This window comes from Shinella pollutisoli (genome assembly GCF_024609765.1).
Lineage (GTDB): Bacteria > Pseudomonadota > Alphaproteobacteria > Rhizobiales > Rhizobiaceae > Shinella > Shinella pollutisoli.
Genome location: NZ_JANFDG010000032.1, coordinates 1 through 24,777 on the forward strand (window position 1 = coordinate 1; position 24,777 = coordinate 24,777).

A 24,777-nucleotide genomic window follows, 5' to 3' on the forward strand; every position below is an offset into this window, starting at 1 on the left:
ATCCTCGACACGATGACGCTGGAGCAGTTCGTGGCCGTGCCCGGCGCGGCCGAGATGATCGAGCACGCCGAGCCCGAAATGCGCGTCGGCTGAGGCCGCGTCGCGTCAGCCCGCCAGCGGCGCGAAGCCGCCGTAGCGGCCGTCGTGATAGACGAGCGACCGGCCGTTGCCGATGACGATGTCGAGCACGCGGCCGAGAACGATGCCGTGGCTGTGCCGCTCGATGATCTCCTCGACCTCGCAGTCGATCGCCGCGAGCGCGCCGACGAGAACGGGCGCGCCGCTCCTGCCCGTCGTCCAGGCCGCTCCCTCGTAGCGCGCCTCGCCCTTCACGCCGCCACTGCCGGCGAAGCGGTCGGCAACGGGCCGGTGTGCCTCCGCCAGGATGTTGACGCAGAAGTGGCCGTGGCGGCGGATGACGGGAAAGGTCGACGACGCGCGGTTGATGTTGACGATCATCGTCGGCGGTTCGACGGAAAGGGCCGTGGCCGACGTCACCGTGGCGCCGGTGCGATCCGCGCCGATACCGGCGGAAATGACGGAAACGGCACCCGAGACGGTTCGCATGGCGGATTTCAGCAATGCCGGATCGACGATGAGGCGCGACGGGCGGTCGCCGTCGAAGCCGGCTTGGGTGATGGTGGCCATGTTCATTCCAGTCTCCTGCGGGATAGGCGGGGCAGAAGGAGGATGGAAAGGGACACCTCTATTGTCAACTAATTTTATGTAATTTATGTTCTGTTCTTGCCGGCGGCCGGGTATTCCGGAGCCGAGCCTTCGCGAGGAGCAGGGATCATGGATGCCGTGTCCGAAACAACCGACACTCGACGGACCGCTCCGGCCCGCCGGGAAAGCGGCGCCTTTTGTCGGGCGGTCCGGTCGTGAGCGGGCGGGCCGACAGGCCGGTCGTCGCCGTCGTCGGCGGGGGCTATGCCGGGGCGGCGTTCGCCTATCATCTGGCGCGCAGGCTTCCCGCAGGCGCGGCCAGGATCGTCGTCTTCGAGCCGCGCGCCCTGCTGGGTGCCGGGCTCGCCTACGACACGGACGAGCCCGTCCACCGGATCAACGTGCCGGCCGCGCGCATGACCTTCGTGCCGGGCGACGACGAGCATTTCCAGCGCTGGCTCTTCGAGGCGGGGGCGCTTGCCGGCGATCCGGAGGCGATGACGGCGGAGGGCCACGTCTTCGCGCGCCGCTCGGCCTTCGGCCGCTATGTCGCCGCCCAGCTCGCGCCGCTGCTTGCCGCCGGCACGATCGAGCACCGCCGGACCCGGGTCCGCGCGGTGGCGCGGGCACGCGACGGCGCCTGGACTGTCACGGCGGAGCAGGGGGCGGCGCTTGCCGCCGACCTCGTCGTCGTGGCGACGACCCATCCGAGCCCGCAGGCGCCCGCGGCCCTCGACCGGGCGCTAGCGGGCCATCCCCGCTATGTCGCGGACGCCACCGGCCCCGGTGCGCTGTCGGCGATCCGGCCGCAGGACCGCGTCCTCGTCGTCGGGACGGGCCTGACCGCGGCCGATGTCATCGCCAGCCTCGATGCGGCCGGCCATCGCGGCCCGATCACCGCCGTTTCTCGGCGCGGATTGCGCTCGCGCGGGCACAATCCCGCGCCGCAGGATCCCTTCGGCGATTTCACCGTGTTGCCGGCGCGCTCGGCCCGCGCGCTGCTGCGCCGCGTGCGCAGCGCCGTGGCGGATGCGGCCGCCGCCGGCTTGACGTGGCATGCCGTCTTCGACCGGCTGCGCGCGCAGGGCGGCGAGGTCTGGCGGGCGCTGCCGGTCGCCGAGCGCCGCCGGCTGATCCGTTTCCTGAGACCCTACTGGGATGTCCACCGGTTCCGCATCGCGCCGCAGGTGGAAGCGGCGATGGAGCGGCGGTTGGCGGCCGGGACGCTCGCCTTCCACGCCGCCGCCATCGCCGGGGTCCGATGCGAAAACGGCGGGGAGATCGCCGTCGCCTTCCGCCCCCGCCATGGAGAGGGGCCTGCCGAAGGCCGCTACGACGCGGTGGTCGTGACGACCGGACCGGGCCATGGCGCCGTCCTGTCGAGCCAGCCGTTCCTGGCCGGTCTTGCGGCCGAGGGCGCGCTGCAGGCCGACACGGTCGGCCTCGGGATCGCGGTGGACGAGGAAAGCCGTGCGATCGGCGCGGACGGGCGGACGATCGACACGCTCTTTGTCGCGGGGCCGCTTGCGCGCGGCACGTTCGGGGAGCTGATGGGATTGCCGCAGGTGACCGAGCATGCGGATTCCGTCGCGGAACGGATCGCCCGCGATGTCCTTGCCCTGCAGGCCCTCCGCCGCCGCGCCGGATAGCGATCGCGGGCAGGAGCGGCCCGGCGGGACATCGACCCGCCGGACCGTTTCCGCACTATGCCGGGCTCACTTGCCCGCGTTGTACTTGGCGTCGACCTCGTCGATCGCCTTGACGTTGCCGGCCGAGCGGCCGTTCTCGTCGAAGGTCTGGGCGAGGAAGGCGTCGGCGATCGCCTTGGCGAGTTCCGAGCCGATGACGCGGGCGCCCATGGTGATGATCTGGGCATTGTTGGAGAGCGCGGCGCGCTCGGCCGAATAGGTGTCGTGCGTCAGCGCGGCGCGGACGCCCGGCACCTTGTTGGCGGCGATGCACACGCCGATGCCCGTGCCGCAGACGAGGATCGCGCGGTCGTATTCGCCGGCGACGACGGCCGAGCCGACGCGGTCGGAGAGATTGGCGTAGAAGGCGTCGGGGCCGGCATCGGTGCGCGAGACCTCGTGCACCTCGTGGCGGTCCCTCAGATGGTCGGCGAGCACCTTGGCGAGGCCTTCGCCCGCGCTGTCTCCGGCAATAGCGAGTTTCATGGGTCAGTCTCCTTTCGTTCAGATCGTGGCGGCGCAGCGCGCCAGGATGTCGAGATAGCCTTCGACCTTCCAGGCCGAACGGCCGATGAAGAGGCCGTCGATGTTCGGGCAGGCGATCAGTTCCTCGCAGTTGCCCGGATTGACGGAGCCGCCGTAGAGGCAGGGGATGCGGCGGCCGAGGACGTCTTCCGCCACGGCGGCGATCTCCGCATGGCGCGCGTCCGCATAGTCGGCGGTCGCCGGAATGCCCTTCTCGCCGATCGCCCAGACCGGCTCGTAGGCGAGCAGGATGTCCGCCCGCTTCTGGCCGCCGTCGAGGCGCGACAGCGCGGCGCGGACCTGCGTCGCCAGAACCTCGGCCGCGCGGCCGCCCTCGCGGTCGGCGAGCGTCTCGCCGATGCAGATCAGCGGCACGAGACCGTGGCGCACGGCCGCCTCCGTCTTGAGGCCGACGGTCTCGTCGGTCTCGCCGAAATGCTCGCGCCGCTCGGAATGGCCGAGCTCGACGAGGTCGAGGTTGCAGTCCTTCAGCATCACGGGCGAGACCTCGCCGGTCCAGGCGCCCTCGTCGGCCCAGTGCATGTTCTGCGCGCCGACCTTCACGGACGTGCCGGCAAGCAGCGCCTTCACCTCGCGCACGGCGGTGAACGGCGGGATGACGAAGCGCTGGATGCGCGGGTCGCGCCCGCCGTCCGCCGCCTTCAGGCCCTCGGCGAAGGCTTTGGCCTCGGCCAGCGTCTTGTTCATCTTCCAACTGGTGCCAACCCAGAACGTCCGGCTGTCGCTCATGTCTTTCTCCTATGAATCCGTGCGCAGGAGGTCCCGCGCGGTGCGCTCGTCGGTGATGAGGCCGTGGAGCCTGTGGCTGTGCAGCACCGCGCGGACGGCCTCCGTCTTCACCGGGCCGCCGGCGATCGCGACGATCCTGTCCTTTCCGTTGTCCGAAAAGGAGGCGGCGAGCGTGCGGGCGGTGACCGAGGTCTCCAGGATGCGGCCCTTGCGGTCGAAGAAATGGCCGAGCAGCTCGCCGACGCCGCCGAGGCCCGCGATCTCCTCCAGCTCGTCCGGCTGCAGCATGCCCGACTTGACGAGATGGGCCTGGTTGTCGACCGTGCCGATGCCGACGACCTTGAGGTCGGCGCGGCGCGCCAGATCGAACACCTCGCTCACGCCGCGCTGCGACAGCAGAACCTCGCGGTCCTCCTCCGTATTGGCAAAGAACGGCACGGGCATGACATAGGCCTGCGTTCCCGTCTTCTCGGCGAGCCGGTGCATGACGTCGTAGGGGTTGGCGGCATAGTTGCGGGTGAGCCCGCCGAGCAGCGAGACGAAGCGCACGCCGCTGGCATTGACCCGAGGCAGGTGATGGACGGCGGCCGACAGCGTGCGGCCGTGGCCGAAGCCGATGACGCCCGCCTCGCCGCGCTCGATCTCGCGGCGCAGGAAGCTCGCGCCGGCATGGCCGAGCGTCGTCAGCGCCAGCCCGTCGTCGTCGGTGTCGGGGGCGACCTCGCAATAGTCGAGGCCGTAGCGGGTGGAGAGCTCGACCTCGAGGTTGGCGCATTCGGCGATCTCGCCGTCGATGCTGACCTTGACCACGCCCTCGGCCACGGCGCGGGCGATCAGCCGGTGCGCCTTCACCGAGGGGATGCCGAGCCGCTTGGCGACGGCGGCCTGGGTGAAGCCGCCGACGTAGTGCAGCCAGGCCGCCCGGACGGCGAGGGATTCGTCATTGTCGTTCATCAACGCTGTCCTGCCTTGCTCTGCGACCGGACCCTCTTAGCCGCCGCGTCCCCTGCGCCGCAAGCGCGGACGCTCAGCCAATGTTGAGATCGGCCGCGCCGGTGTCGATATGGGGCGCCCAGAAGGCGATGCTCTCGGCGATCTGCGGGATGACCTCGCGGTCGTTCGGCTCGCGCTCCTTGAAGGAGAGCTCCAGGCAGATCTCGTTGTCGACGGCGCCGCCCTCCGCGAAGGCCGCAAGCAGCGGCTCCGGCTGGATGCGGCCGCGGGCGTTGAACTCGGCGGTGAACGGGCGGTGGCCGCCCTTGTCCATCAGGCTCTGCTTGATGTGGATGATCGGCGAGACCCTCGGCACGGCACGCGCCCAGGCGTAGGGATCGTAGTCGTCCGGATTGCTGGAGGTGACGTCGCCATGGTCGATGTCGGCCATCATCCACATCGGGATCGCCATGTCCGCGGCGGTGAGCCGGTCCTGCAGCGCGAGACAGGACTCGATGGTCTCGCCGAACTCGCGGCCGATGCTCATCGGCTCCCAGAAGACGTAGGCGAGGCCGGCGCCCTTCGCATGCTCGGCGACCTCGGCCCAGCAATCGATGGCGATGCGGGTAAGCGCCTCGCGGCGTGCCGGGTCGTCGTAGTCCCTGTAGGTGAAGATCGCGAACTGGGTGCCGACGGCGGTGCCGCCGAGATCGCCGATGATGTCGGCGAAGGTCTTGAACCAGTCGACATAGTAGCGCCGCACGTCGGCATCCGGATGGCCGAAATGGTTCAGCCTGCCGTAGGGGCCGGTCATGCCCGAGGTGACGCGCACGCCGGTGCGGGCGAGGGCCGCCGCCATCCGCTGTGTTAGCCTGCGGATCGTCGCGGCGTTCCAGCTCGGGTTGATGAATTCGTGGGTGAGCTGCAGGTCGCGCAGGCGCAGGTCGCGCGCGACGGTGTCGATCAGGTCGTCGGGATCGGCGAAGCGGTTGACCAGCGGATTGGTATTGAGCGAAAGCGTCAGCGGCATGGCGACCTCAGGCGGCGGCAAGGCGGGCGGAGGCGAACCACTCGGCAAAGGCCGCGCGCTCGGCGTCCGTCAGATGCAGATAGTGCTTGGTGCGGCGGTAGAGGATGTCCTCCGGCGTCTCGGCCCATTCGGTGGCGACGAGATAGCGGACCTCCGCCTCGTAGAGCTGCCCGCCGAAATGCCGGCCGAGCCCGTCGAGGCTCGTGGCGCCGGCGACGACGTTCCTCGTGCGCGTGCCGTAGAGGCGGCCGTAGTGGTGTACGAGCTTGCGCGGCATCCAGGGATAGGCGTCGCGCAGGCCGTTGGCGAAGGTCTCGTAGTCGGCGTTCGGCATGTCGCCGCCGGGCAGCGGCGCCTTCTCCGTCCAGTCCGCCCCCATGGCGGGGAAGATGTGCCTGAGGCGGTGCATGCCGCGTTCGGCAAGCTCGCGGAAGGTGGTGATCTTGCCGCCGAAGACGTTCAGCAGCGGTGCGCCGCCGGTCTCGTCGAGGTCGAAGACATAGTCGCGGGTGACGGCGGAGGGGTTGCCCTTGCCGTCGTCGAACAGCGGGCGCACGCCGGAGAAGGAATGCAGCACGTCCTGCCGGCGCAGCTTCTCCTTGAAGTAGCGGTTGACGGCCTTCAGCAGGTAGTCGATCTCCGCCTCTTCGGCGGCGACGTCCTCGGCGCGGCCTTCGTAGGCGATGTCGGTGGTGCCGATCAGCGCCTTGTCGCCCTCGTAGGGGTTGATGAAGATGACGCGCTTGTCGTGGTTCTGCACGAGATAGGCGTTGGCGCCGGTCCAGAACTTCGGCACGATGATGTGGCTGCCCTTGACGAGGCGTACGTTGCGGCTGGATTTCGAGGCGGCGACGCGGTCGATGACGTCGGAGACCCAGGGGCCGGCGCAGTTGACGACGCACTTCGCCCGGAAGGAGCGCGTCTCGCCGGTGACGCTGCTCTTCGTCGTCACGGCCCAGGCGCCGTCCTCGCGGCGGGCGGAGACGGCCGGCGAGCGGGTCAGCACGACGGCGCCTCTCTCGGCGGCGTCGAGCGCATTCAGCGTGACGAGGCGGGCATCGTCCACCCAGCAGTCGGAATATTCGAAGCCGCGGGTGTACTGGTCGAGGATCGGCGTGCCCTCGGGATCGCGGGAGAGATCGAGCGTGCGCGTGCCGGGCAGCTTCCTGCGGCCGCCGAGATGGTCGTAGAGGAAGAGGCCGAGCCGCACGAGCCAGGCCGGACGGTCCTGAGGGCTGTGCGGCAGCACGAAGCGCATCGGCCAGATGATGTGCGGGGCCGCGTTGAGCAGCACCTCGCGCTCGATCAGCGCCTCGCGAACCAGCCGGAACTCATAATATTCGAGGTAGCGCAGGCCGCCGTGCACCAGCTTGCCGGAGCGCGAGGAGGTGCCCTCCGCCAGATCGTCCTTCTCGCACAGCACGACCTTCAGGCCGCGGCCGGCCGCGTCGCGGGCGATGCCCGCGCCGTTGATGCCGCCGCCGATCACGAAGAGGTCGATGGATTCGGGCTCGTTCATGTGCTTCTCCTTCGACGCCGCGCGGGACGCGGCGTAATCGTCGTTCCGTTCAGCGCGCCGCCAGCATGTCCCAGGCGGGCGCGATGCCGCGGCGGACGGTCGAGTAGGCGGAAAACAGCCGCGTCATGCGCTCGGCGTCCTCCGGCTTCGGCGGTTCGGCCGCGCCGAGTTCGGGCGTCACCCAGTCGGCGATGCAATCGTCCATCGTGCGGTAGGCGCCGATGGCGACGGCCGCCATCATCGAGGCGCCGGCGGCGCCGGCCTCCTCGCGCGTGCTGACGCGCACCGGCGCGCCGACGGCCGCGGCAAGCGTGCCGCGCAGCGCCGCCGAGCGGGCCGCGCCGCCGCTGACGCGCAATTCGGGGGGCAGCGTGCCCATGGCGGCGTAGCAGTCGCGCGTCGCCATGCCGAGGCCTTCGACGACGGCGCGCACGAGATCCGGGAAGCGGTGGCGGCTCGCGAGGCCGGTGAAGTTCGCCCGCGCCCGCGCGTTGACGAAGGGGCCGCGCTCGCCGGCTTCGGAAATATAGGGGTGGTAGAGGACGTTGCCGGGCCTGCTCGCGGCAAACCACCGGTCGACGCGGGCGATCATCTCGTCGAGGCCGACGGTCGTGCCGAACTCGCCGAGGAGGTCGGCGCCGAGCTGCAGCAGCCAGTCGAGGTTGATCGTCGCACCCATGTTGGTCTGCACCTGGGTGACGAGGCCGGGGATCGGCAGGGTGATGACGTAGCCGGTGCGCTCGGCATTGAGCACCACCTCGGAGACGGGCTTGGCGACCATGTGCACGCCGGTCGAGCCGATCGCCGAGCAGGCGGCGTTCAGGCCGGCGCTACGCACGCCCGCGCCGAGCGCGGTCATGACCATGTCGACATAGCCGAGGCAGACGGGCGTGCCGGCGGCAAGGCCCGAAGCCTGCGCGGCCTCGGCCGTCAGCGGATGGACGGTCTCCGTGCCCTCGATCACCTCGGGCAGCAGCGTGCGGCGGTGCGTCAGGCCGAGGGCGGCGAGCACGTCGTCGTCATATTGCCGGGTGCGGAAATTGCCGAAGGTGAAGCTCACCTCGGACGGGTCGGTGGCGCGTACGCCGGTGAGGTTCAGGTAGAGCCAGTCCTTGCAGTGCATGGCCGTCTCGGCGCCTGCGAGGATTTCCGGGACATGCCGGTCCATGTGGGCAAGCTGCGCGCCCTGCTGGCAGGTGTTGAGACCGGTGCCGGTCGCGGCGAAACGGCCGCGGTCGGCCTCGGCGGCGGCGAGCCGCTCGACGGTCGGGGCGGCGCGCGCGTCGAGCCAGAGCCAGGCGTCGGCGGCCGGGCGGTTCTTCGCACCGACGAGCCAGGTGCCGTCGCCCTGTCCGGTGACGGCGATGGCGGCGGTGCGGGCGGCGAGGTTTTCCACCTTCTCCCCGAGCCCGCGCAGCGCGCGCGTGCAGTCGAGCCAGGTCTGGTCGAGCGACTGGGTGACGGAGCCGTCGTCGCCGGTGCTGTAGGTGTTGCGGACGGAGGCGCTGGCGACCTGGCGGCCGGCAAGCGTGAAGGCCACCGCTTTCATGACGGAGGTGCCGGCGTCGATGCCGACGATCAGGTCCGCGGCTTCAGCCATGCCACGATTCTCCCGCGCCCGCGGCGGACCGCATCGCTTCGCTCGACATGAAACGGAGCATCCCTTCCTCCCGAAATCCTCTCCCGCGCAAGATCGCGTCGCGGCAGCATAGCGCGGATCTTCCGGTACCCGAAGGAATATAACACAAAGATACCTTATGTCTCGAAAATTTTTTCTGACTAAGAATTTTTTTTCACGTATGATGATGGGGTAAAAGACGGAAAGACGGCAGCGCGATTGGGGTGGCGCAAAGGGCGCGACGGCCGGCCGATTTTGTCGTGGGGCTGCCCTGTCCGCACCGGCCGGTGCGTCTTTCCGATATTTTTATCAATTAAATTCAGATATTTAATATGATTTCAAATAAAGGACGTCGAATCTTGTCGGATAAGGGGTAGGGACTTGGCGTCGATTCCGGGCCACGGAGTTGAATGGCTTTCCGACGCCGTGTCGGCCTGGATTCGCGGTGCCGGCGCTGCCGGACCTGTGGAAAAAGTCCGATTGACAGGTGGTGTTAATTTAACATATAAACTGCGACTTATAACATGCAAATATCGCAACTGCGAAAATGTGTGCAATGCAGCGCAAGGCGGGTGAGGAGATCATGCCGGCGCGACCGCAAGGGGAGGATGTCATGACATGTTCCGTACGGAAGATCGCGACGCCCGGCCGCCGTTTGCGCGGTCCTGCGCGCGCCATCCCGCTTGCCGCCCTCCGCTGAATTCCGGCCCCATCGCAAGGTCAACCGCCATGACTGACACCACGATTTCAAAGCCGTCCCAGCCCTCGCAGGCCCGCCGCTGGATCGGGATCGCCGCCGCCGTCGTGCTGGTGGGGGCGATGGCGCTCGACACGACGGTCGTGCGCATCGGCTCGGAAAGCGACGTGCGCGTGCAGAAGTTCTCGCCGGAGGCCTTCGGCGCCGAGCAGTTCCCGATCATCAAGGCGGATGTGGAGGCGCGCGCCGTCGACGCCGTGACGCTCGCCGCGGCGATCGCCGCCGACAAGAAGGCGGCCGGCGAGAAGTACGGCGTCGCGACGTCAACCGGGCCGGTGATCCCGGTTTCCCTCACCGGCGTCGTCGGCGAGCGCAAGTCGAACTACAACGTCGTCGCCGTCGAGGGCCTGCCGGAGGAGCTCGTCGTGCGCGTCCAGACCGGCCCGGCGCTCAACGGCACGGATCTGCGCGACGCCACCGGCAAGATCGAGTTCGGCCAGTTCACCAACCAGATCGAGTACCAGGACGCTGGCTCGGCCATCAACAACGAGGTCAAGAAGACCGTGCTCGCCGGCATCGACCCGGCGTCGCTCGCCGGCAAGACCATCTCCGTCGTCGGCGTCTTCAAGCTTGTCAATCCGAAGAGCTGGATCGTCACCCCCGTGAGGCTCGACGTCAAATGAGCGGGATGAACGGTTCCGGCAGGAAGGGTGAAGTCGTGCTCGCCGCGCGCAACGTGGCGAAGTCCTACGGCAACGTCCATGCGCTGAAGGGCGTCAACTTCGACATCCACCGCGGCCAGGTCACGACGCTGTTCGGCGAGAATGGAGCCGGCAAGTCGACGCTCATGAAAATCCTCTCCGGCGTGGTGCAGCCCACCTCCGGCGAGATCATCCTCGATGGAGAGCCGATCGTCTTCGCGTCATCCTCCCAAGCACGCGACCACGGGATCTCCATCATCCATCAGGAGCTCAGTCTCGCGCCCAACATGAACGTCCGCGACAACATCTTCATGGGTCGCGAGATCATGACGGCGACGGGCGTGGACTTCGCCGAAGAGGAGCGCCAGACGCGCCTCCTGATGGCCGAACTGGAGGAGGACATCGATCCCCTCACCCCCGTCGAGGACCTGCGCCTCGGCCAGCAGCAGATCGTCGAGATCGCCCGCGCTCTCTCCGTCAATTCGCGCATCCTGATCATGGACGAGCCGACCTCGGCGCTCAGCGCCTCCGAGGTGGAGGTGCTGTTCAAGGTCATCCGCGACCTCACCGCGCGCGGCGTGTCGATCGTCTACATCTCGCATCATCTCGAGGAGGCGCTGCAGATCACCCACCACGCGGTGGTGCTGCGCGACGGCACGATGACGGCCTATGCCGAGCGCAAGGACATCGACCTCGAATGGATCGTCCGCCACATGGTCGGCGACAATTTCGACCTCGGCTCGCCGCCCGAGGGCTACGAGAAGGGCGACGTGGCGCTGTCGATCGAGGGGCTGACCGTCCCGGATCCGGGCGGCGCCGACTATGCCGTGGTCGACGGCCTGTCGCTGTCGGTGCGTTCCGGCGAGATCGTCTGCATCTACGGCCTGATGGGCGCGGGGCGGACGGAACTGCTCGAGACCGTCGCCGGGCGCCTCAGCGCCACGGCCGGCAAGGTCTATCTCAAGGGCCGCGACGTCACCGGCCAGTCGATCGCCGACTGCATCCGCGACGGTCTCGTACTGGTGCCGGAGGACCGGCAGCGCGACGGTCTCGTGCAGACGATGACGGTCGGCCGCAACCTGTCGCTCGCCAGCATCGGCTCGTTCACGCGCGGCCTCTTCACCTCGGCGAGCCGCGAGGCGGGGCTGATCAGCGACGCGATCCGCAAGGTCCACATCAAGACGGACGGCGGGGCGGCCGCCATCGGCTCGCTGTCGGGCGGCAACCAGCAGAAGGTGGTCATCGGCAAGATGCTGGCGACCAACCCCGAGGTCATCCTGCTCGACGAGCCGAGCCGCGGCATCGACATCGGCGCCAAGGCGGAGGTCTTCCGGCTGCTCGCCGAGGGTGCCAGGCAGGGCCTCGCCGTCGTCTACACCACCTCCGAGGTCGGCGAGTGCCTGAGCATCGCCCACCGCATCCTCGTCATGCGGCGCGGCCGCATCTCCGCAGAATTCGGTCCTGACGCGACCAAGGAACAGATCATGGCCGCCTCGGGTGAAGCCGTGGTTGCCCATTAGGAGCGCTCAAAGCATGTCAGTCACACCCGCAATCGACACGAAAACGGCTGTCAGCGGCGGCAAGCGCAGGAAGAGCTTCGTCGAGCTGCTCTTCGAGGGGCGCGCCTTCTTCGCGCTGATCGCGATCGTCGTGGTCTTCTCGCTGATGTCGCCGAACTACTTCACCGTCAGCAACTTCCTGATCATGGCCTCGCACGTGGCGATCTTCGGCCTCCTGGCGATCGGCATGCTGCTCGTCATCCTCAACGGCGGCATCGACCTCTCCGTCGGCTCGACGCTGGGGCTTGCCGGCGTGGTGGCGGGTTTCCTGATGCAGGGCGTGGCGCTGCCGCAGATCGGCGTGATCCTCTATCCCTCCGTCTGGGTCGTGGTGGTGCTGACCTGCCTGATGGGGGCCGTGGTCGGCGCGGTCAACGGGGTGCTCATCGCCTATCTGCGCGTGCCGGCCTTCGTCGCCACGCTCGGCGTGCTCTACGTCGCCCGCGGCATCGCGCTCCTGATGACCAACGGCCTCACCTACAACAATCTCGGCGGCCGCCCGGAGCTCGGCAATACCGGCTTCGACTGGCTCGGCTTCAACCGGCTCGCCGGCGTGCCGATCGGCGTCATCGTGCTCCTCGTCTTCGCCGTCATCTGCCATGTGCTCCTGACGCGCACCGCCTTCGGCCGCTGGCTCTATGCCTCGGGCGGCAACGAGCGGGCGGCGGAGCTGTCGGGCGTGCCGGTCAAGCGCGTGCAGATCGTCGTCTACGTGCTCTCCGGCGTCTGCGCGGCGGTCGCGGGCCTCGTGCTCTCCTCGCAGCTGACCTCGGCGGGCCCGACGGCCGGCACCACCTACGAGCTCACGGCGATCGCCGCCGTCGTCATCGGCGGGGCGGCGCTGACGGGCGGGCGCGGCACGGTGATCGGCACCATGCTCGGCGCCTTCGTGATCGGCTTCCTGTCGGACGGCCTCGTGATCATCGGCGTCTCGGCCTACTGGCAGACGGTCTTCACGGGCGCGGTGATCGTGACGGCGGTGCTGCTCAACAGCTTCAAATACGGCCGCCGCTGAAAGGCGGCGTCCACGGAACTGACCGCGGCCGGGATAGCGGAGCGACGATCGGCCCGGACGCGGAAAGTATCGCCGGTATCCGGCAACCCAAGCTCATAGAAAGGGAGTGAGACCATGTTCAAAAAAGGAATGCGCGTACTCTTGGCGGCCGCAGCCGTAACGCCGCTGCTGTTCAGCTCGGCCTGGGCGGAAGGCCTGATGACGATCATCGTCAACGATCCGTCCAACCCGTACTGGTTCACGGAAGGCGAAGTCGCCAAGGCGACGGCCGAGAAGCTCGGCTACACCGCCAACGTCGCCGCCCACAAGGGCGACACCAACACCGAGAGCAACCTGATCGACACGGCCATCACCAACAAGTCCGTCGCGATCATCCTCGATCCGGCCAATGCCGACGGCTCGGTCGGTGCGGTCAAGAAGGCGGTCGCCGCCGGCATCCCGGTCCTTCTCGTCAATGCCGAGATCAACCAGGAAGGCCTCGCCAAGGCGCAGCTCGTCTCGAACAATGCCCAGGGTGCGGCCCTTGGCGCGCAGCAGTGGGTCGAGGCGATCGGCGAGAGCGGCAAGTATGTCGAGCTCTTCGGCAACCCGGCCGACAACAACGCGGCGACCCGCTCGAACGGCTACGAGACCATCCTGACGCAGTACCCGGACCTGGAAAAGGTCGGCCGTGAAGTGGCCGACTGGGACCGCACGAAGGGTCACGCCAAGATGCAGTCGCTGCTGCAGGCCAACCCCGACATCATCGGCGTGATCAGCGGCAACGACGAGATGGCGCTCGGCGCCATCGCCGCGCTGAAGGAAGCCGGCAAGCTCGACCAGGTCAAGGTCGGCGGCTTCGACGGCTCGCCGGACGCGGTCGCCGCCATCAAGGCCGGCGAGCTGCAGTACACCGTGCTCCAGCCGGTCGCCGTTTTCTCGGAGGAGGCCGTCAAGCAGGCCGACAACGTGATCAAGACCGGAGCCACGGGGGCTGCGAGCGAGAAGCAGCTCTTCGATTGCCTGCTGATCACCAAGGACAACGTCGACAAGTACACGGCGCCCTTCGTCCTCAGCGAGTGATCCGAAACCGGGAGCGCCCTTTCGGGCGCTCCCCCCCTTCGCTTGGCATTTTCCTTGCCGCCCGATACGAGATACGAAACCTCCTATCCTCGAAATCAAGGCAGGCGCCCCCGTGAACAAGAAAGTCGACGTCAAGGACCTGCTTTCGGAAGAGCTGCCGAGCGACAGCCGCCATGCGCGCCAGCTCGTGCGCCGCCAGATGATCGCCGAGACGGTCATCGCCGAGGGCTCGATCCGCATCGAGGACCTGACCGAGCGCTTCGGCATCAGCCTGATGACCGCGCATCGCGACGTCGACGAGCTGGTGAGCCGCGGCCTCTTCCGCAAGACGCGCGGCATCGTCTCCGCCGCCCCCACGAGCCTGATCGAATCGAGCGATGCCTACCGCGCGACGAAGCAGGCGAAGGAGAAGAAGGCGATCGCCAGGGCCGCCATGCGCTTCGTCGAGCCGGGCCAGGCGATCTTCCTCGACGACGCGACGACCGTGCACGGCATGGCCGCGCTGCTGCCGGCCAAGGTGCCGCTCACCGTCATCACCAATTCGCTCGTGCTGATCAACGAGCTGAAGGAGGTGAACGACCTCACGCTCGTCGGCCTCGGCGGGCAGTTCTACAACTGGTGCAACGCCTTCATGGGCCACATCACCACCCACGAGATCCGGCGCCTGCGCGCCGATACCGTGTTCATGTCGCTGTCGGCCATCGTCGACGACGTCGTCTTCCACCAGTCGCCGGAGACCGTCGAGACGAAGCGGGCGATGTTCGAGAGTGCCGCCAAGCGCGTGCTTCTCGCCGACCATACGAAGTTCGAGCGGCGGGCGCTCCACCATTTCGCGGCGCTCACCGAGTTCGACGCGGTGATCGTCGATGAGGATATCCCGATCTCCCACCTGTCGCGCATGCGCTCGAAGGGGATCAACGTGGTTGTGGCCGAGGCGGAGCGCTCCGGCTGAAAGAACAGGAATGCGCTGCGGCCTTCGCCACCCCCCTCTGGCCTGCCGGCCATCTCCCCCTCAAGGGGGGAGATCGGCAAGACGCGAGAATCTTGCTCAAGTCGCAGCGTTTGCGTTGGGCGAAACGATACCCCGTCCAATCTCCCCCCTTGAGGGGGAGATGGCCGGCAGGCCAGAGGGGGGTATCGCGAGGACACGTCACATACATGAGGTAGCCCCGGGGCTGAAAGGAAGACAGACATGCCCGTAATCCTGGGTATAGACAGCGGCCTGACGGTGACGAAGGCCGTCGTCTTCGACGCGGACGGGACGGTGCTCGCCATCGCGCGGCGCCGCGTCCCGCAGCTCATCCCGGCGCCGCAGCATGTCGAGCGCGACATGGACGGCCTGTGGGCTGCGACCGCCGACGCCATCCGCGAGGCGGTCGAGGCCTGCGGCCGTCCGGCCTCCGACATCGTCGGCATCGCCGCGACCGCCCATGGCGACGGCATCTACCTGCTCGACGAGGACCGCCGCCCGCTCGGCAACGCCATCGTCTCGCTCGACACGCGCGCCGATGGCATCGCCGAGGCCTGGAACGCCGGCGAGGTGGGTGCGCGCGCGCTCGACCTCACCGGCCAGCGGCCGCACGCCTCCGCGCCTTCGGCCATCCTCGCCTGGATCCGCGACCGGGAGCCGGAGCGCTACGGGCGGATCGCGCATTTCATCGCCGCGAAGGACTGGCTGCGCTTCTGCCTCTGCGGCACGATCGGCACCGACCGCACCGAGGCGAGCACCTCCTTCACCGACGTCGGGACGCAGGACTATGCGCCGGAGGCCTTCGCCCTCTATGGGCTCGACCGGCTCGCCGGCCGCGTGGCGCCGATGGCTGCCTCGACGGAGATCGTCGGCGGCGTGACGGAAGAGGCGGCGCGGCGGACCGGCCTTGTCGCCGGCACGCCCGTCATGGCCGGTCTGCATGACGTGACGGCCTCCGCGCTGGGCATGGGCGGCTACGGCGAGGGCGTGGTGGCGGTGATTGCCGGCACCTATTCCATCAACGAGACGGTCTCGCGCGCACCGAAGGTCGACGGCCGCTGGTTCTGCCGCAACGGGATTGCGCCCGGCGAGTGGAACAACATGTCGATCTCGCCCGCCTCGACGGCGAATTACGACTGGTTCATCGAACGCTTCTGCGCCGGCGAGGCGGCGGACGGCATCCATGCCGTCCTCGGCCGGGAGTTCGACGCGGCGCGACAACGCCCGTCGAGCGTGTTCTTCCATCCCTATCTGTTCGGCTCGCCCTTCGGCGGTGCGTCGAGCGCCGGCTTCTACGGCCTCAACGCCTGGCACGACCGGGGCGACCTAGTGCGCGCCGTGCTGGAGGGCATCGCCTTCAACCATCGTGTCCACGTCGACGCGCTCCGCGACGGGTTTTCCCCGACCTCGGCGCGGCTGACCGGCGGCGTCTCGCGCAATCCTGCGATGGCCGGCCTCTTCGCCGACATCCTCGGCCTGCCCGTTACCGCGACGCGGACCGAGGAGGCGGCCGCCTGGGGTGCCGCCCTTTGCGCGGGTGCCGGCGCCGGGCTCTTCGCCTCGCCGACCGACGACCCGCGCGACCTCGCGGCCATCGAGACCACCCACCAGCCGGACCCCGCCCGGCAGCAGGCCCATGAGGAACGCTATCGCCTGTTCCTCGATCTCGCCGAGGCCATGCGGCCGTTGTGGCCGCGGCTCCGCCGGCTCGGCGGCGCGGGAGAGTGACAGGAATCCATGCCATGACAGACACCGCGGTCGAGACCTTCGACGTCGTCATCCTCGGCGCCGGCATCAACGGCGCCGGCCTCTTCCGGGACCTCTGCCTGCAGGGGCTGACGTGCCTGATCGTCGACAAGGCCGATTACGGCTCCGGCACGAGTGCTGCCCCTTCCCGCCTCATCCACGGCGGCATCAAGTATCTGGAGACGGGCGAGCTCGGGCTCGTCGCGCAGTCGACGCTGGAGCGCAACCTGCTGCTCCGCAACGCGCCGCACTGCGTCGAGCCGCTGCCGACCTTCATCCCCTCCTTCTCCTTCGCGAAGGGCGCCTGGGCGGCGCTGCGCACGCTGCTCGGCTCGACCACCGCGCCGCGCAGCCGCGGCGCGCTCCTCGTCAAGATCGGCCTTGCGCTCTACGACCTCTACGGCGCGCGCCACCGGGTGATGCCGAAGCACCGCTTCATGCTGCGCAGCGCCGCGCTCGCCGAGATGCCGGAGATCACGCCGCGCATCGTCGCCGGCGGCATCTACTACGACGCCAGGGTCAGCCGTCCGGAACGTCTCGTCTGGGAGCTGGTGAAGGACGGGCTTGACGCGAGCCCCGGCTCCCGCGCGCTCAATTTCGCGACGCTCCTCGGCCGCAAGGGAGGCATTCTCCGGATCGCCGATGCGAAGGGCGGCGAGCGGTGCGTCGAGGCGGGCGTCGTCGCCAATGCGGCGGGGCCGTGGATCGACAAGGTCAATGCGACGCTCGGCGTTCCGGGCAAGCTGATCGGCGGCACCAAGGGCTCGCATATCCTGCTCGACCACCCGGAGCTGGTGAAAAGCCTCAAGGGCCGGATGATCTATTTCGAGGCCGACGACGGGCGCATCTGCCTCGTCTACGACTATCTCGACCTGGCGCTGGTCGGCTCGACCGACATCAAGGCGGACGACCCGGACGACGTGCGCTGCGAGGAGGACGAGATCGACTATTTCCTCGCCAGCCTCCGCTCGCTCCTGCCGCGGCTTTCCTTCGGGCGCGAGCAGATCGTCTATGCCTATAGCGGCATCCGGCCGCTGCCGGCCTCCGACGCCAGCCAGCCCGGCCTCATCAGCCGCGACCATTCCGCCCCGGTAGCCGAGCCTGCCGGCGACCGCCCCTTTCCCGTCGTCTCGCTGGTCGGCGGCAAATGGACCACCTTCCGCGGCTTCGCGGAGGAGGTGGCCGACACGCTGCTTGCCCGCCTCAAGCGGCCGCGCAAGGCGAGCACGCGCATGCTGCCGATCGGCGGCGGGCGCGGCTTCCCGGCGGATGCGGCGGCGCGCCGCGCCTGGATCGCCGACCACGCGGCGAAAAGCGGCCTCGCTCCCGCGCGCGTCGAGGCCCTGCTCGGCCGCTACGGCACGACGGCCGAGCCCGTGATCGCCCATGCGGCCGCGACCGGCGATGCGCCGCTTGCCCATCTCGACGGCTACGGCCGCGCCGAGATCGACTGGATCGCCCGCAACGAGCATGTCGAGCATCTCGCCGACATCGTCATGCGCCGCACGACGCTCGCCATCGAGGGCCGGCTGACGGCGGCCGCACTTGCCGAGATTGCCGCCATCGCCGCCTCGGCGCTCGGCTGGGACGAGGCACGGCGGGCGCAGGAAGTGGCGGCTGTCACCGAACATCTCGCCCGGTTCAACCGCGTCAGCCTGTAGGCGGTTTCGCCCTTTTCTTGGCCCGGGCGATGTTGCATCCTCGCGGCGAAATCTCATGCGAGGAGGAATGGAATGACCAAGATCGTCGATGACCCGGAGACCTTCGCGTCGGCGGCGCTCGCCGGATTCGCGCGCGTCTACGGCCGCCATGTCCGGCTGGTGAAGGGCGGGGTCGTTCGCTCCACCGCGGTGCCGGCCGGCAAGGTCTCGGTCGTCGTCGGCGGCGGCTCCGGCCACTATCCCGCCTTCGCCGGCTATGTCGGGCCGGGCATGGCGGATGCGGCGGTCGCCGGCGAGATCTTCGCCTCGCCCTCCACGGCGGCGGTCGCCCGCGTCTGCCGCAACGCCCACCACGGCGGCGGCATCCTGCTCGGCTTCGGCAACTATGCCGGCGACGTGCTGAACTTCGGCGTCGCCGCCGAGCGGCTGCGTGCCGAGGGCATCGACGTGCGTATCCTCACCGTCACCGACGACGTGGCGAGCGCGCCGGCCGACCAACATTTGAAGCGGCGCGGCATCGCCGGCGATTTCGTCGTCTTCAAGGTGGCGGGTGCCGCCGCGGAAGCCGGGCTTTCCCTCGACGCGGTCGAGCGCGTGACGCGGCGCGCCAATGCCCGCACCTTCTCCTTCGGCGTCGCTTTCGGCGGCTGCACGCTGCCCGGCTCCACCGAACCGCTCTTCACCGTTCCCAAGGGCACGATGGCGCTCGGCCTCGGCATCCACGGCGAGCCCGGCATCCGCGAAATGGACATCGTGCCGGCCGGTGAACTGGCGCGACTGCTCTCGGAGACGGTGCTGGCGGAGCGGCCGGCCGGCGCCCGCCGCGCCGCCGTGCTGCTCAACGGCCTCGGCGCGACCAAATACGAGGAGCTCTTCGTGCTGTGGGGTGCCATCGCGGACCGGCTGGAGGCGGCCGGCGTCGATCTCGTGGCACCGGAGGTCGGCGAATACGTGACGAGCCTCGACATGCAGGGCTGCTCGCTCACCGTGCTCTGGCTCGACGAGGAGCTGGAAGGCCTCTGGCTCGCGCCCTGCGACACGCCGGTCTTCCGCCGCGGCGAGGCCTTCCGCACCGAGCCCGCCCCGGTGCGGGACGGCGCCGAGGACGAGGCGCCCGCCTATGGTCCCGCGTCCGACGCCTCGCGCGAAGGCGCCCGCTGCCTTGCCGGCATCCTCGGCGCGGTCGTCGCGGCGCTTGGCGAGGCGGAAGCCGAACTCGGCCGCATCGATGCGCTCGCCGGCGACGGCGACCACGGCCAGGGCATGCGCCGCGGCGCCATGGCCGCGCGCGAGGCGATCGACGATGCCGTCGCCAGGGGTGCCGGCGCGAGAAGCGCGCTGGCCGCGGCCGGCGACGCCTGGGCGGATCGCGCCGGCGGCACGTCGGGCGCGATCTGGGGCCTGCTCCTGCGCTCCTGGAGCTCCGCCTTCTCCGACGAGACGGCCTTCGGCGACGCCGACGTCGTCCGCGGCGCCCGCGCCGCGCTCGACGACGTCATGCGGCTCGGCGGCGCCAGGCCCGGCGACAAGACGCTGGTCGACGCCTTCGTTCCCTTCGTGGAGGCGCTGGAGGCGGCGGCCGGCGGCGGCCGGTCCCTGCAGGAGGCCTGGCGGCAGGCGAGCGACGTCTGCGAGGCGGCCGCCCGGGCGACCGCGCCGCTGACGCCGAAGCTCGGCCGCGCCCGCCCGCTGGCGGAGCGCAGCATCGGCCATCCCGACGCCGGCGCCGTCTCACTGGCATTGATTGCGCAAACGATCGCCGGCAGGCTTTGACGAGGCTCAGGCCTCTGCCGAAAGATAGACGGCAAGCGGCTCCGCGGTGAAGGTCGCCGCGGTCCGGCCTGCCTGCCCGTCGAGGAGGTTCGTCACCGCACGGTCCGCGAAGGCGGCGGGCAGGGGGAGCTTTATCCCGGCCGGCAGGGTGCGCGCGTAGGTGAGGCGGGGGACGACGGCGATCGCGAAGGCGGCCGGCGTGCCGCGCAGGAAGGCGAGCGCATGCCGGTCGGTGTCGAGCGGCAGGTAGGGCCCGTCGAACAGGCCGGGCGGCGCGCCGCGCCGGGCATGCAGCAGCGTGGCCGCCAGCCATTGCTTGTGGTCGCGGAAGCTCGTGCGGCCGAACGGCGGTTTTTCGCGCGGGACGACGAGCGCGTCGGGATCGATGGCGGCGCGGTTGTCGGGATCGACGAGCGAGAAATCGCAGCGCTCGCTGCCCTGGTAGAGGTCGGGAATGCCGGGTGCGGTGAGCTTGAGGACGAGCTGCGCCAGCGCGTTCGTCATGCCCGCCTCGATGAAGGGGGAGAGCGTCTCCTCGAAGTCCGCGCAAAAATCCGCGTCAGCGAGAAGGTCGTCGGCGAAGCCCACGACCTTGCGCTCGTAGTCGACGTCCGGCCGCGTCCAGTCGGTGGCAAGCTTCGCCTCGCGCAGCGCCTTCTCCATGTAGCCGCGCATCCGCGTGCCGAGGAGGTCGCCGGTCGAGCGGCCGGCAAGCCCCTCGACCGGCCAGATTCCGGCGAGCGCCTGGTAGACGAGCCATTCGACCGCCGGCTCCGGCACGGGGCCGTTCCCGTGGTCGCGGCGGCGCGGCGCGTTGCCGGCCTGCCAGCGGCGCACCGCCGAGATCCAGGTCTCGGGCGCCTCGCTCAGGGCGTAGAGCCGCGCCCGCGCGTCCTCGCCGCGCTTGGTGTCGTGGGTGGAGGTGGCGGAGAGGCCGCGCGGCATCCGCTCCGCGCGCGCCCGCATCGCCGCATGGAAGGCGGCCACGCCCTCCGTCGGCCGGCCGGGATCGCCGCCGACCTCGTTCAAGGCGATGAAGGCGTTTTCCCGGTAGAACAGCGTGTCCTCCAGCGCCTTCGCCATGATCGGGCCGCTCAGCTGCTGGAAGCGCGCCCGGAAGGTCCCGGCGCCCGGCGTGTCGAGAAGCAGGCGGGAAAGGATGTCCAGCGCCCCGTGGACCGCTGCGTCGTCCGTATCGCGCTTCGCCTCCGCGCAGACGGCGCGTACCCGCTCGCGGTCCTGCGCATCGGCGCCCTCCGCCGTCGCATAGGTGCGGTAGATCGGCAGGGCGACGATGAAGGCGCGGATCGCCTCGGCGAGGGTCTCCCGCGCGATGCCGCCGCCCGCGAGCTTCATGGCGAGGCCGGTGACATAGGCCGTCTCGCCGGCGAAATTCTCCGTCAGCATCTTCCGCTTGGCGGCGCGCCGCGCCGCCTCGTAGCTGTCGCCCTGGCCGGCCGGGCGGAGCGGTGAAAAGGCCCGCATGAGCCGGCCGCCCTCGCGCTCGTCCACCAGGGCCTCGCTGAGCGCGGCGATGAACTCGTAGCCCGTCGTGCCCTCCACCGGCCAGCCCGCCGGCAACGCCTCGTCCTTTTCGAGGATCTTCTCCACGACGATGTAGACCTCGGGGCCGACGGCCGCGCGCAGACGGTCGAGATAGGCGCGCGGGTCGGCGAGGCCGTCGACATGGTCGATCCTGAGCCCGTCGACCGTTCCGTCCTCGACAAGATCGAGGACGAGGCGGTGCGCATCGGAAAAGACGGTCTCGTCCTCGGCGCGCAGGCCGACGAGGCCGGTGATCTCGAAGAAGCGGCGATAGCTCAGATGCCGGGCCGCCGTCGTCCACTCCGTCAGCCGCCACGGCTGGGCATCGTGGATCGCGGCAAGCCGTGCGCGGTCCCTGGAGATCGCCGCGAGGGCCTCGGCATCCGTCGCGTCGCCCGCGAGCGCATGCGTGCGCGGATGAAGCGGGAAGAAGTGCTCGTAATAATTGAGCGCGAGGTCGCCGTGGCGGGGATCGAGCGCGAGGGCGATGGTGCCTTCCGTAAGCTCGTGGTCGAAATCGTGGCCGAGGAAGGGAAGCGTCAGGCGCTCGGACCAGTCGATGTCGAAATAGCGGGCGTAGGGGCTTTCCTCCCCCAGCGCGACGACGCTGCGCCACCAGGGATTTTCGAGGCTCGCGGCCATGTGGTTGGGCACGATGTCGAGGATGAGGCCGAGTCCACGGACATGGAGTGCCTCGGCGAACCGCCGCAGGCCGTCGAGGCCGCCGATCGCCGGATCGATCTCGTTCGGCCGCGTGACGTCGTAGCCGTGGGTGGAGCCGGTGACGGCCGTCGCCACGGGGGAGGCATAGAGATGGCTGATGCCGAGATCGGCGAGATAGGGCACGAGCCGGCACGCCCTGTCGAAATCCATGCCGTTGCGGAATTGCAGGCGGTAGGTCGCGCTGGGAAATTTCATGGGAAAGGCGGGCATCCGGTTGCTGTCGGCGGACCAACGCCGCTTTCCCGTCTTTGGTTCCGCGCACGGGAACCAATCGGGCGCCCGCGGATTTCCTCGCAGAACGTCCCGTCCACAGACCATCAAGGCAGGCACGCAGTGAAGAACGAAGGCTCCTGGCCCCATGCCCCCGATGGCGGGGCCTATCTCTCCATCGTCCGCCCGGGCCGCAATGCCTGGCGGGTGGCGAATGCCGACCGCGTGGGCTTCCTCGTCGACGGGCAGGCCTATTTCCGCGCGCTGGAGGCAGCGTTCGCCGAGGCGCGCCGCGAGATCTGGATCGTCGGATGGGACTTCAACCCGGATATCCGGCTCCGCCCGGAGGATCCGGCCTCGCCGACGCTCGGGGAGACGCTGCTCCGCCTGGTGCAGTCGCGCCCGGAGCTGACGATCCGCGTCCTCATCTGGGCGATGGGGCCGGTCTATTCCGGCAAGTCGCTGGCGATGTTCCGCAAGCGCTACTGGTCCTCCCATCCCCGCATCCTGCTCGCCTTCGACAGCGGACATCCGCTGCGCGCGTCGCATCATCAGAAGTTCGTGGTGGTGGACGACCGCGTCGCCTTCGTCGGCGGCATCGATCTCACCGCCAAGCGCTGGGACACGAGCGACCATGCGGCAGACGACCCGCGGCGGACGAAGCCGTCCGGCCGGTCCTACGGGCCGGTGCACGACGTCCAGCTCGCGCTGGAAGGCGAGGCGGCACGGCTCGTGGGCGCCGTCGGCCGGCACCGCTGGGCTCTTGCCACCGGCGTGGACGTCCCGGCCTGCGATACGCCGGGCACCGTCGGCCTCAACGAGGCCGATCTTGCGCAAAGCCACGTCGCCTTCGCCCGCACGGAGCCGGCCTTCCGCGGGCGGGAAGGCGCGTCGGAGGCGATCGAGCTGACGCTTTCCGCCCTTAATGCGGCGCGCCGGCACATCTATATCGAGACCCAGTATTTCGCCTCGCAGCGGGTCTGCCGCCTGCTCTGCGAGCGGCTCGCCGAGCCGAACGGGCCGGAGGTGGTGGTCGTGACGACGCTCAGCGCACACGGCACGATCGAGCGGCTGGTGCTCGGCGCCAACCGCGACCGCTTCCTGCGGCGCCTCGCGCGGGCGGACCGGCACGGCCGCCTGCGTGCCTTCTATCCCGTCGTGCCGACCGCGGACGGCGGCGAACGGGAGATCAACGTCCATTCCAAGCTGATCGTCGTCGACGACGCCTTCGTGCGGATCGGCTCGGCCAACCTCAACCACCGCAGCGAAGGGCTCGACACCGAGCTCGACGCCGCCATCGAGGCGCGCCGCCCGCAGGAGAGGCAGGCGATCCGCCGGCTGCGGGACCGCCTGCTCGCCGAGCATCTCGGCACCGTGCCGGACTCCTTCACCGCCGCGGTGAACGCGGAAGGATCGCTGGTCGCCGCCGTGGATGCGCTGAACGGCGGGGCGAGGGGGCTCAGGCCCTTTCCCGAGGCTGCCGGCAAGGGGGCGGTGGAGGCGGTGCCCGGAACCGGGATCGTCGATCCCGTCGCGCCCTGGTGGCCGCTGCCGGCCTGGGCGGAGGCGGCGGCGGCACTGCTGCGCGCGCCCTTCGCCGCTATCCCGACGCCTGCGAGCCGGCAGGCTGGTGACCGCGGACGGCGATGAACCTCCGCATTGCGACCTACAACGTGCACAGCTGCTTCGGCACCGACCGCCGGCTAGACCCGGCCCGCATCGCAGGCGTGATCGCCGAATGCGAGGCGGATATCGTCGCGCTGCAGGAGGTGGACGTGGCGCGCGCCCGCAGCGGCGGCATCGACCAGGCGCAGGCGATCGCCACGCATCTGGAGATGATCTCGCACTTCCACCCGGCATTGCATCTGGAGGAGGAGCGCTACGGCGACGCGTTGCTGACGGCGCTGCCCACGCGCCTCGTCAAGGCCGGCGTGCTGCCCTCGCGCGGCGAGCCGCGCGGGGCGCTGTGGGTCGAGGTCACGTTGCCGGCGGCGCGCCTGCAGGTCTTCGTCACCCACCTCGGCCTGTCGGGGGCGGACCGCGCCCGGCAGGCGGAGGCGCTGCTGGGACCCGGCTGGCTCGGTGCGGACATGCCGGACGATGCGCGCATCGTGCTGGTGGGCGATCTCAACGCGGTCGGCCGCTCTGCCTGCTACCGGCTCCTCACCCGCCGCCTGCGGGACGCGCAGATGGCGGCGGGCGGCGTGCCGAAGGCGACCTTTCCCTCGCGCCTGCCGCTCCTGCGCATCGACCATGTCCTCGTCGGCGACGGCATCCGCGTGGCGCGCGCCTGGGTGCACGACACGCCCGCCGCCCGCCGCGCCTCCGATCACCTGCCGCTGTGCGCCGATCTCGAAATCGTCTAACTATGGTCGGCCGATGGTGG

The 24,777-nt window shown here is 69.6% G+C and carries 19 protein-coding genes; 11 read left to right on the plus strand and 8 right to left on the minus strand.

Features of this window, described 5'->3' with window-relative positions:
* Positions 1-105: 105 nt before the first annotated feature.
* Entirely contained in the window at positions 106-648 is a 543-nt protein-coding gene (locus tag NNZ72_RS21375) for a flavin reductase family protein (RefSeq protein WP_257317738.1), read from the minus strand.
* A 233-nt stretch (positions 649-881) separates the two neighbouring features.
* Here NNZ72_RS21375 and NNZ72_RS21380 point away from each other — a divergent pair, with 233 nt between their 5' ends.
* Positions 882-2,315: an FAD/NAD(P)-binding protein gene (locus NNZ72_RS21380; protein WP_257317655.1), complete on the plus strand. Its 1,434-nt coding sequence runs from the start codon at positions 882-884 to the stop codon at positions 2,313-2,315.
* 66 nt (positions 2,316-2,381) lie between these two features.
* Here NNZ72_RS21380 and derI read toward each other — a convergent pair whose 3' ends face one another.
* From derI to NNZ72_RS21410, 6 genes are all read right to left on the minus strand, one after another.
* Entirely contained in the window at positions 2,382-2,840 is a 459-nt protein-coding gene (gene derI / locus NNZ72_RS21385; protein WP_257317658.1) for a D-erythrulose-4-phosphate isomerase, read from the minus strand.
* An 18-nt stretch (positions 2,841-2,858) separates the two neighbouring features.
* Entirely contained in the window at positions 2,859-3,629 is a 771-nt protein-coding gene (locus NNZ72_RS21390) for a triose-phosphate isomerase (protein ID WP_257317659.1), read from the minus strand.
* A 9-nt stretch (positions 3,630-3,638) separates the two neighbouring features.
* Positions 3,639-4,583 (minus strand): sugar-binding transcriptional regulator, encoded by a 945-nt coding sequence (locus NNZ72_RS21395; protein ID WP_257317662.1) that lies wholly within the window; start codon positions 4,581-4,583, stop codon positions 3,639-3,641.
* Between the two features lie 73 nt (positions 4,584-4,656).
* Complete coding sequence (locus NNZ72_RS21400; protein ID WP_257317664.1) at positions 4,657-5,592, minus strand: sugar phosphate isomerase/epimerase family protein; 936 nt, start codon at positions 5,590-5,592, stop codon at positions 4,657-4,659.
* A 7-nt stretch (positions 5,593-5,599) separates the two neighbouring features.
* Entirely contained in the window at positions 5,600-7,111 is a 1,512-nt protein-coding gene (locus tag NNZ72_RS21405; protein WP_257317666.1) for a glycerol-3-phosphate dehydrogenase, read from the minus strand.
* Positions 7,112-7,160: 49 nt separating this feature from the next.
* Positions 7,161-8,711 (minus strand): FGGY-family carbohydrate kinase, encoded by a 1,551-nt coding sequence (locus NNZ72_RS21410; protein WP_257317667.1) that lies wholly within the window; start codon positions 8,709-8,711, stop codon positions 7,161-7,163.
* A gap of 747 nt (positions 8,712-9,458) precedes the next feature.
* On the opposite strand from NNZ72_RS21410, the gene NNZ72_RS21415 reads away from it, so the two are divergent.
* The 8 genes from NNZ72_RS21415 to NNZ72_RS21450 all read left to right on the plus strand — a co-directional run bounded on the left by NNZ72_RS21415 (position 9,459) and on the right by NNZ72_RS21450 (position 19,913).
* Positions 9,459-10,109, plus strand: coding sequence for a DUF2291 family protein (locus NNZ72_RS21415; protein ID WP_257317669.1), 651 nt, complete (start codon positions 9,459-9,461; stop codon positions 10,107-10,109).
* Complete coding sequence (locus tag NNZ72_RS21420) at positions 10,106-11,647, plus strand: sugar ABC transporter ATP-binding protein (RefSeq protein ID WP_257317670.1); 1,542 nt, start codon at positions 10,106-10,108, stop codon at positions 11,645-11,647. Before NNZ72_RS21415 ends, NNZ72_RS21420 begins: the two co-directional genes overlap by 4 nt.
* 13 nt (positions 11,648-11,660) lie before the next feature.
* Positions 11,661-12,701, plus strand: coding sequence for an ABC transporter permease (locus NNZ72_RS21425; RefSeq protein WP_257317673.1), 1,041 nt, complete (start codon positions 11,661-11,663; stop codon positions 12,699-12,701).
* Between the two features lie 114 nt (positions 12,702-12,815).
* Complete coding sequence (locus NNZ72_RS21430) at positions 12,816-13,763, plus strand: D-ribose ABC transporter substrate-binding protein (protein ID WP_257317674.1); 948 nt, start codon at positions 12,816-12,818, stop codon at positions 13,761-13,763.
* Between the two features lie 199 nt (positions 13,764-13,962).
* Positions 13,963-14,715, plus strand: a complete 753-nt coding sequence (locus NNZ72_RS21435) for a DeoR/GlpR family DNA-binding transcription regulator (RefSeq protein WP_371747803.1) — start codon at positions 13,963-13,965, stop codon at positions 14,713-14,715.
* Positions 14,716-14,955: 240 nt separating this feature from the next.
* Positions 14,956-16,461 carry an FGGY-family carbohydrate kinase gene (locus tag NNZ72_RS21440; protein ID WP_257317677.1) on the plus strand — a complete coding sequence of 502 codons (1,506 nt, stop codon included), beginning with the start codon at positions 14,956-14,958 and terminating at the stop codon, positions 16,459-16,461.
* A 14-nt stretch (positions 16,462-16,475) separates the two neighbouring features.
* Entirely contained in the window at positions 16,476-18,140 is a 1,665-nt protein-coding gene (locus tag NNZ72_RS21445) for a glycerol-3-phosphate dehydrogenase/oxidase (RefSeq protein WP_257317679.1), read from the plus strand.
* Between the two features lie 72 nt (positions 18,141-18,212).
* The gene (locus NNZ72_RS21450) at positions 18,213-19,913 is read left to right on the plus strand and encodes a dihydroxyacetone kinase family protein (protein ID WP_257317681.1); all 1,701 of its coding nucleotides are present in this window, start codon (positions 18,213-18,215) and stop codon (positions 19,911-19,913) included.
* A 6-nt stretch (positions 19,914-19,919) separates the two neighbouring features.
* On the opposite strand, the gene treY is transcribed toward NNZ72_RS21450, so the two are convergent.
* The gene (gene treY, locus NNZ72_RS21455; protein WP_257317682.1) at positions 19,920-22,376 is read right to left on the minus strand and encodes a malto-oligosyltrehalose synthase; all 2,457 of its coding nucleotides are present in this window, start codon (positions 22,374-22,376) and stop codon (positions 19,920-19,922) included.
* A gap of 138 nt (positions 22,377-22,514) precedes the next feature.
* Between treY and NNZ72_RS21460 the strand changes: the two genes are divergently transcribed.
* Together NNZ72_RS21460 and NNZ72_RS21465 are read left to right on the plus strand one after the other, a co-directional pair.
* Positions 22,515-24,041, plus strand: coding sequence for a phospholipase D-like domain-containing protein (locus NNZ72_RS21460; RefSeq protein ID WP_257317684.1), 1,527 nt, complete (start codon positions 22,515-22,517; stop codon positions 24,039-24,041).
* Positions 24,038-24,757: an endonuclease/exonuclease/phosphatase family protein gene (locus NNZ72_RS21465; protein WP_257317685.1), complete on the plus strand. Its 720-nt coding sequence runs from the start codon at positions 24,038-24,040 to the stop codon at positions 24,755-24,757. Before NNZ72_RS21460 ends, NNZ72_RS21465 begins: the two co-directional genes overlap by 4 nt.
* Positions 24,758-24,777: the final 20 nt, after the last annotated feature.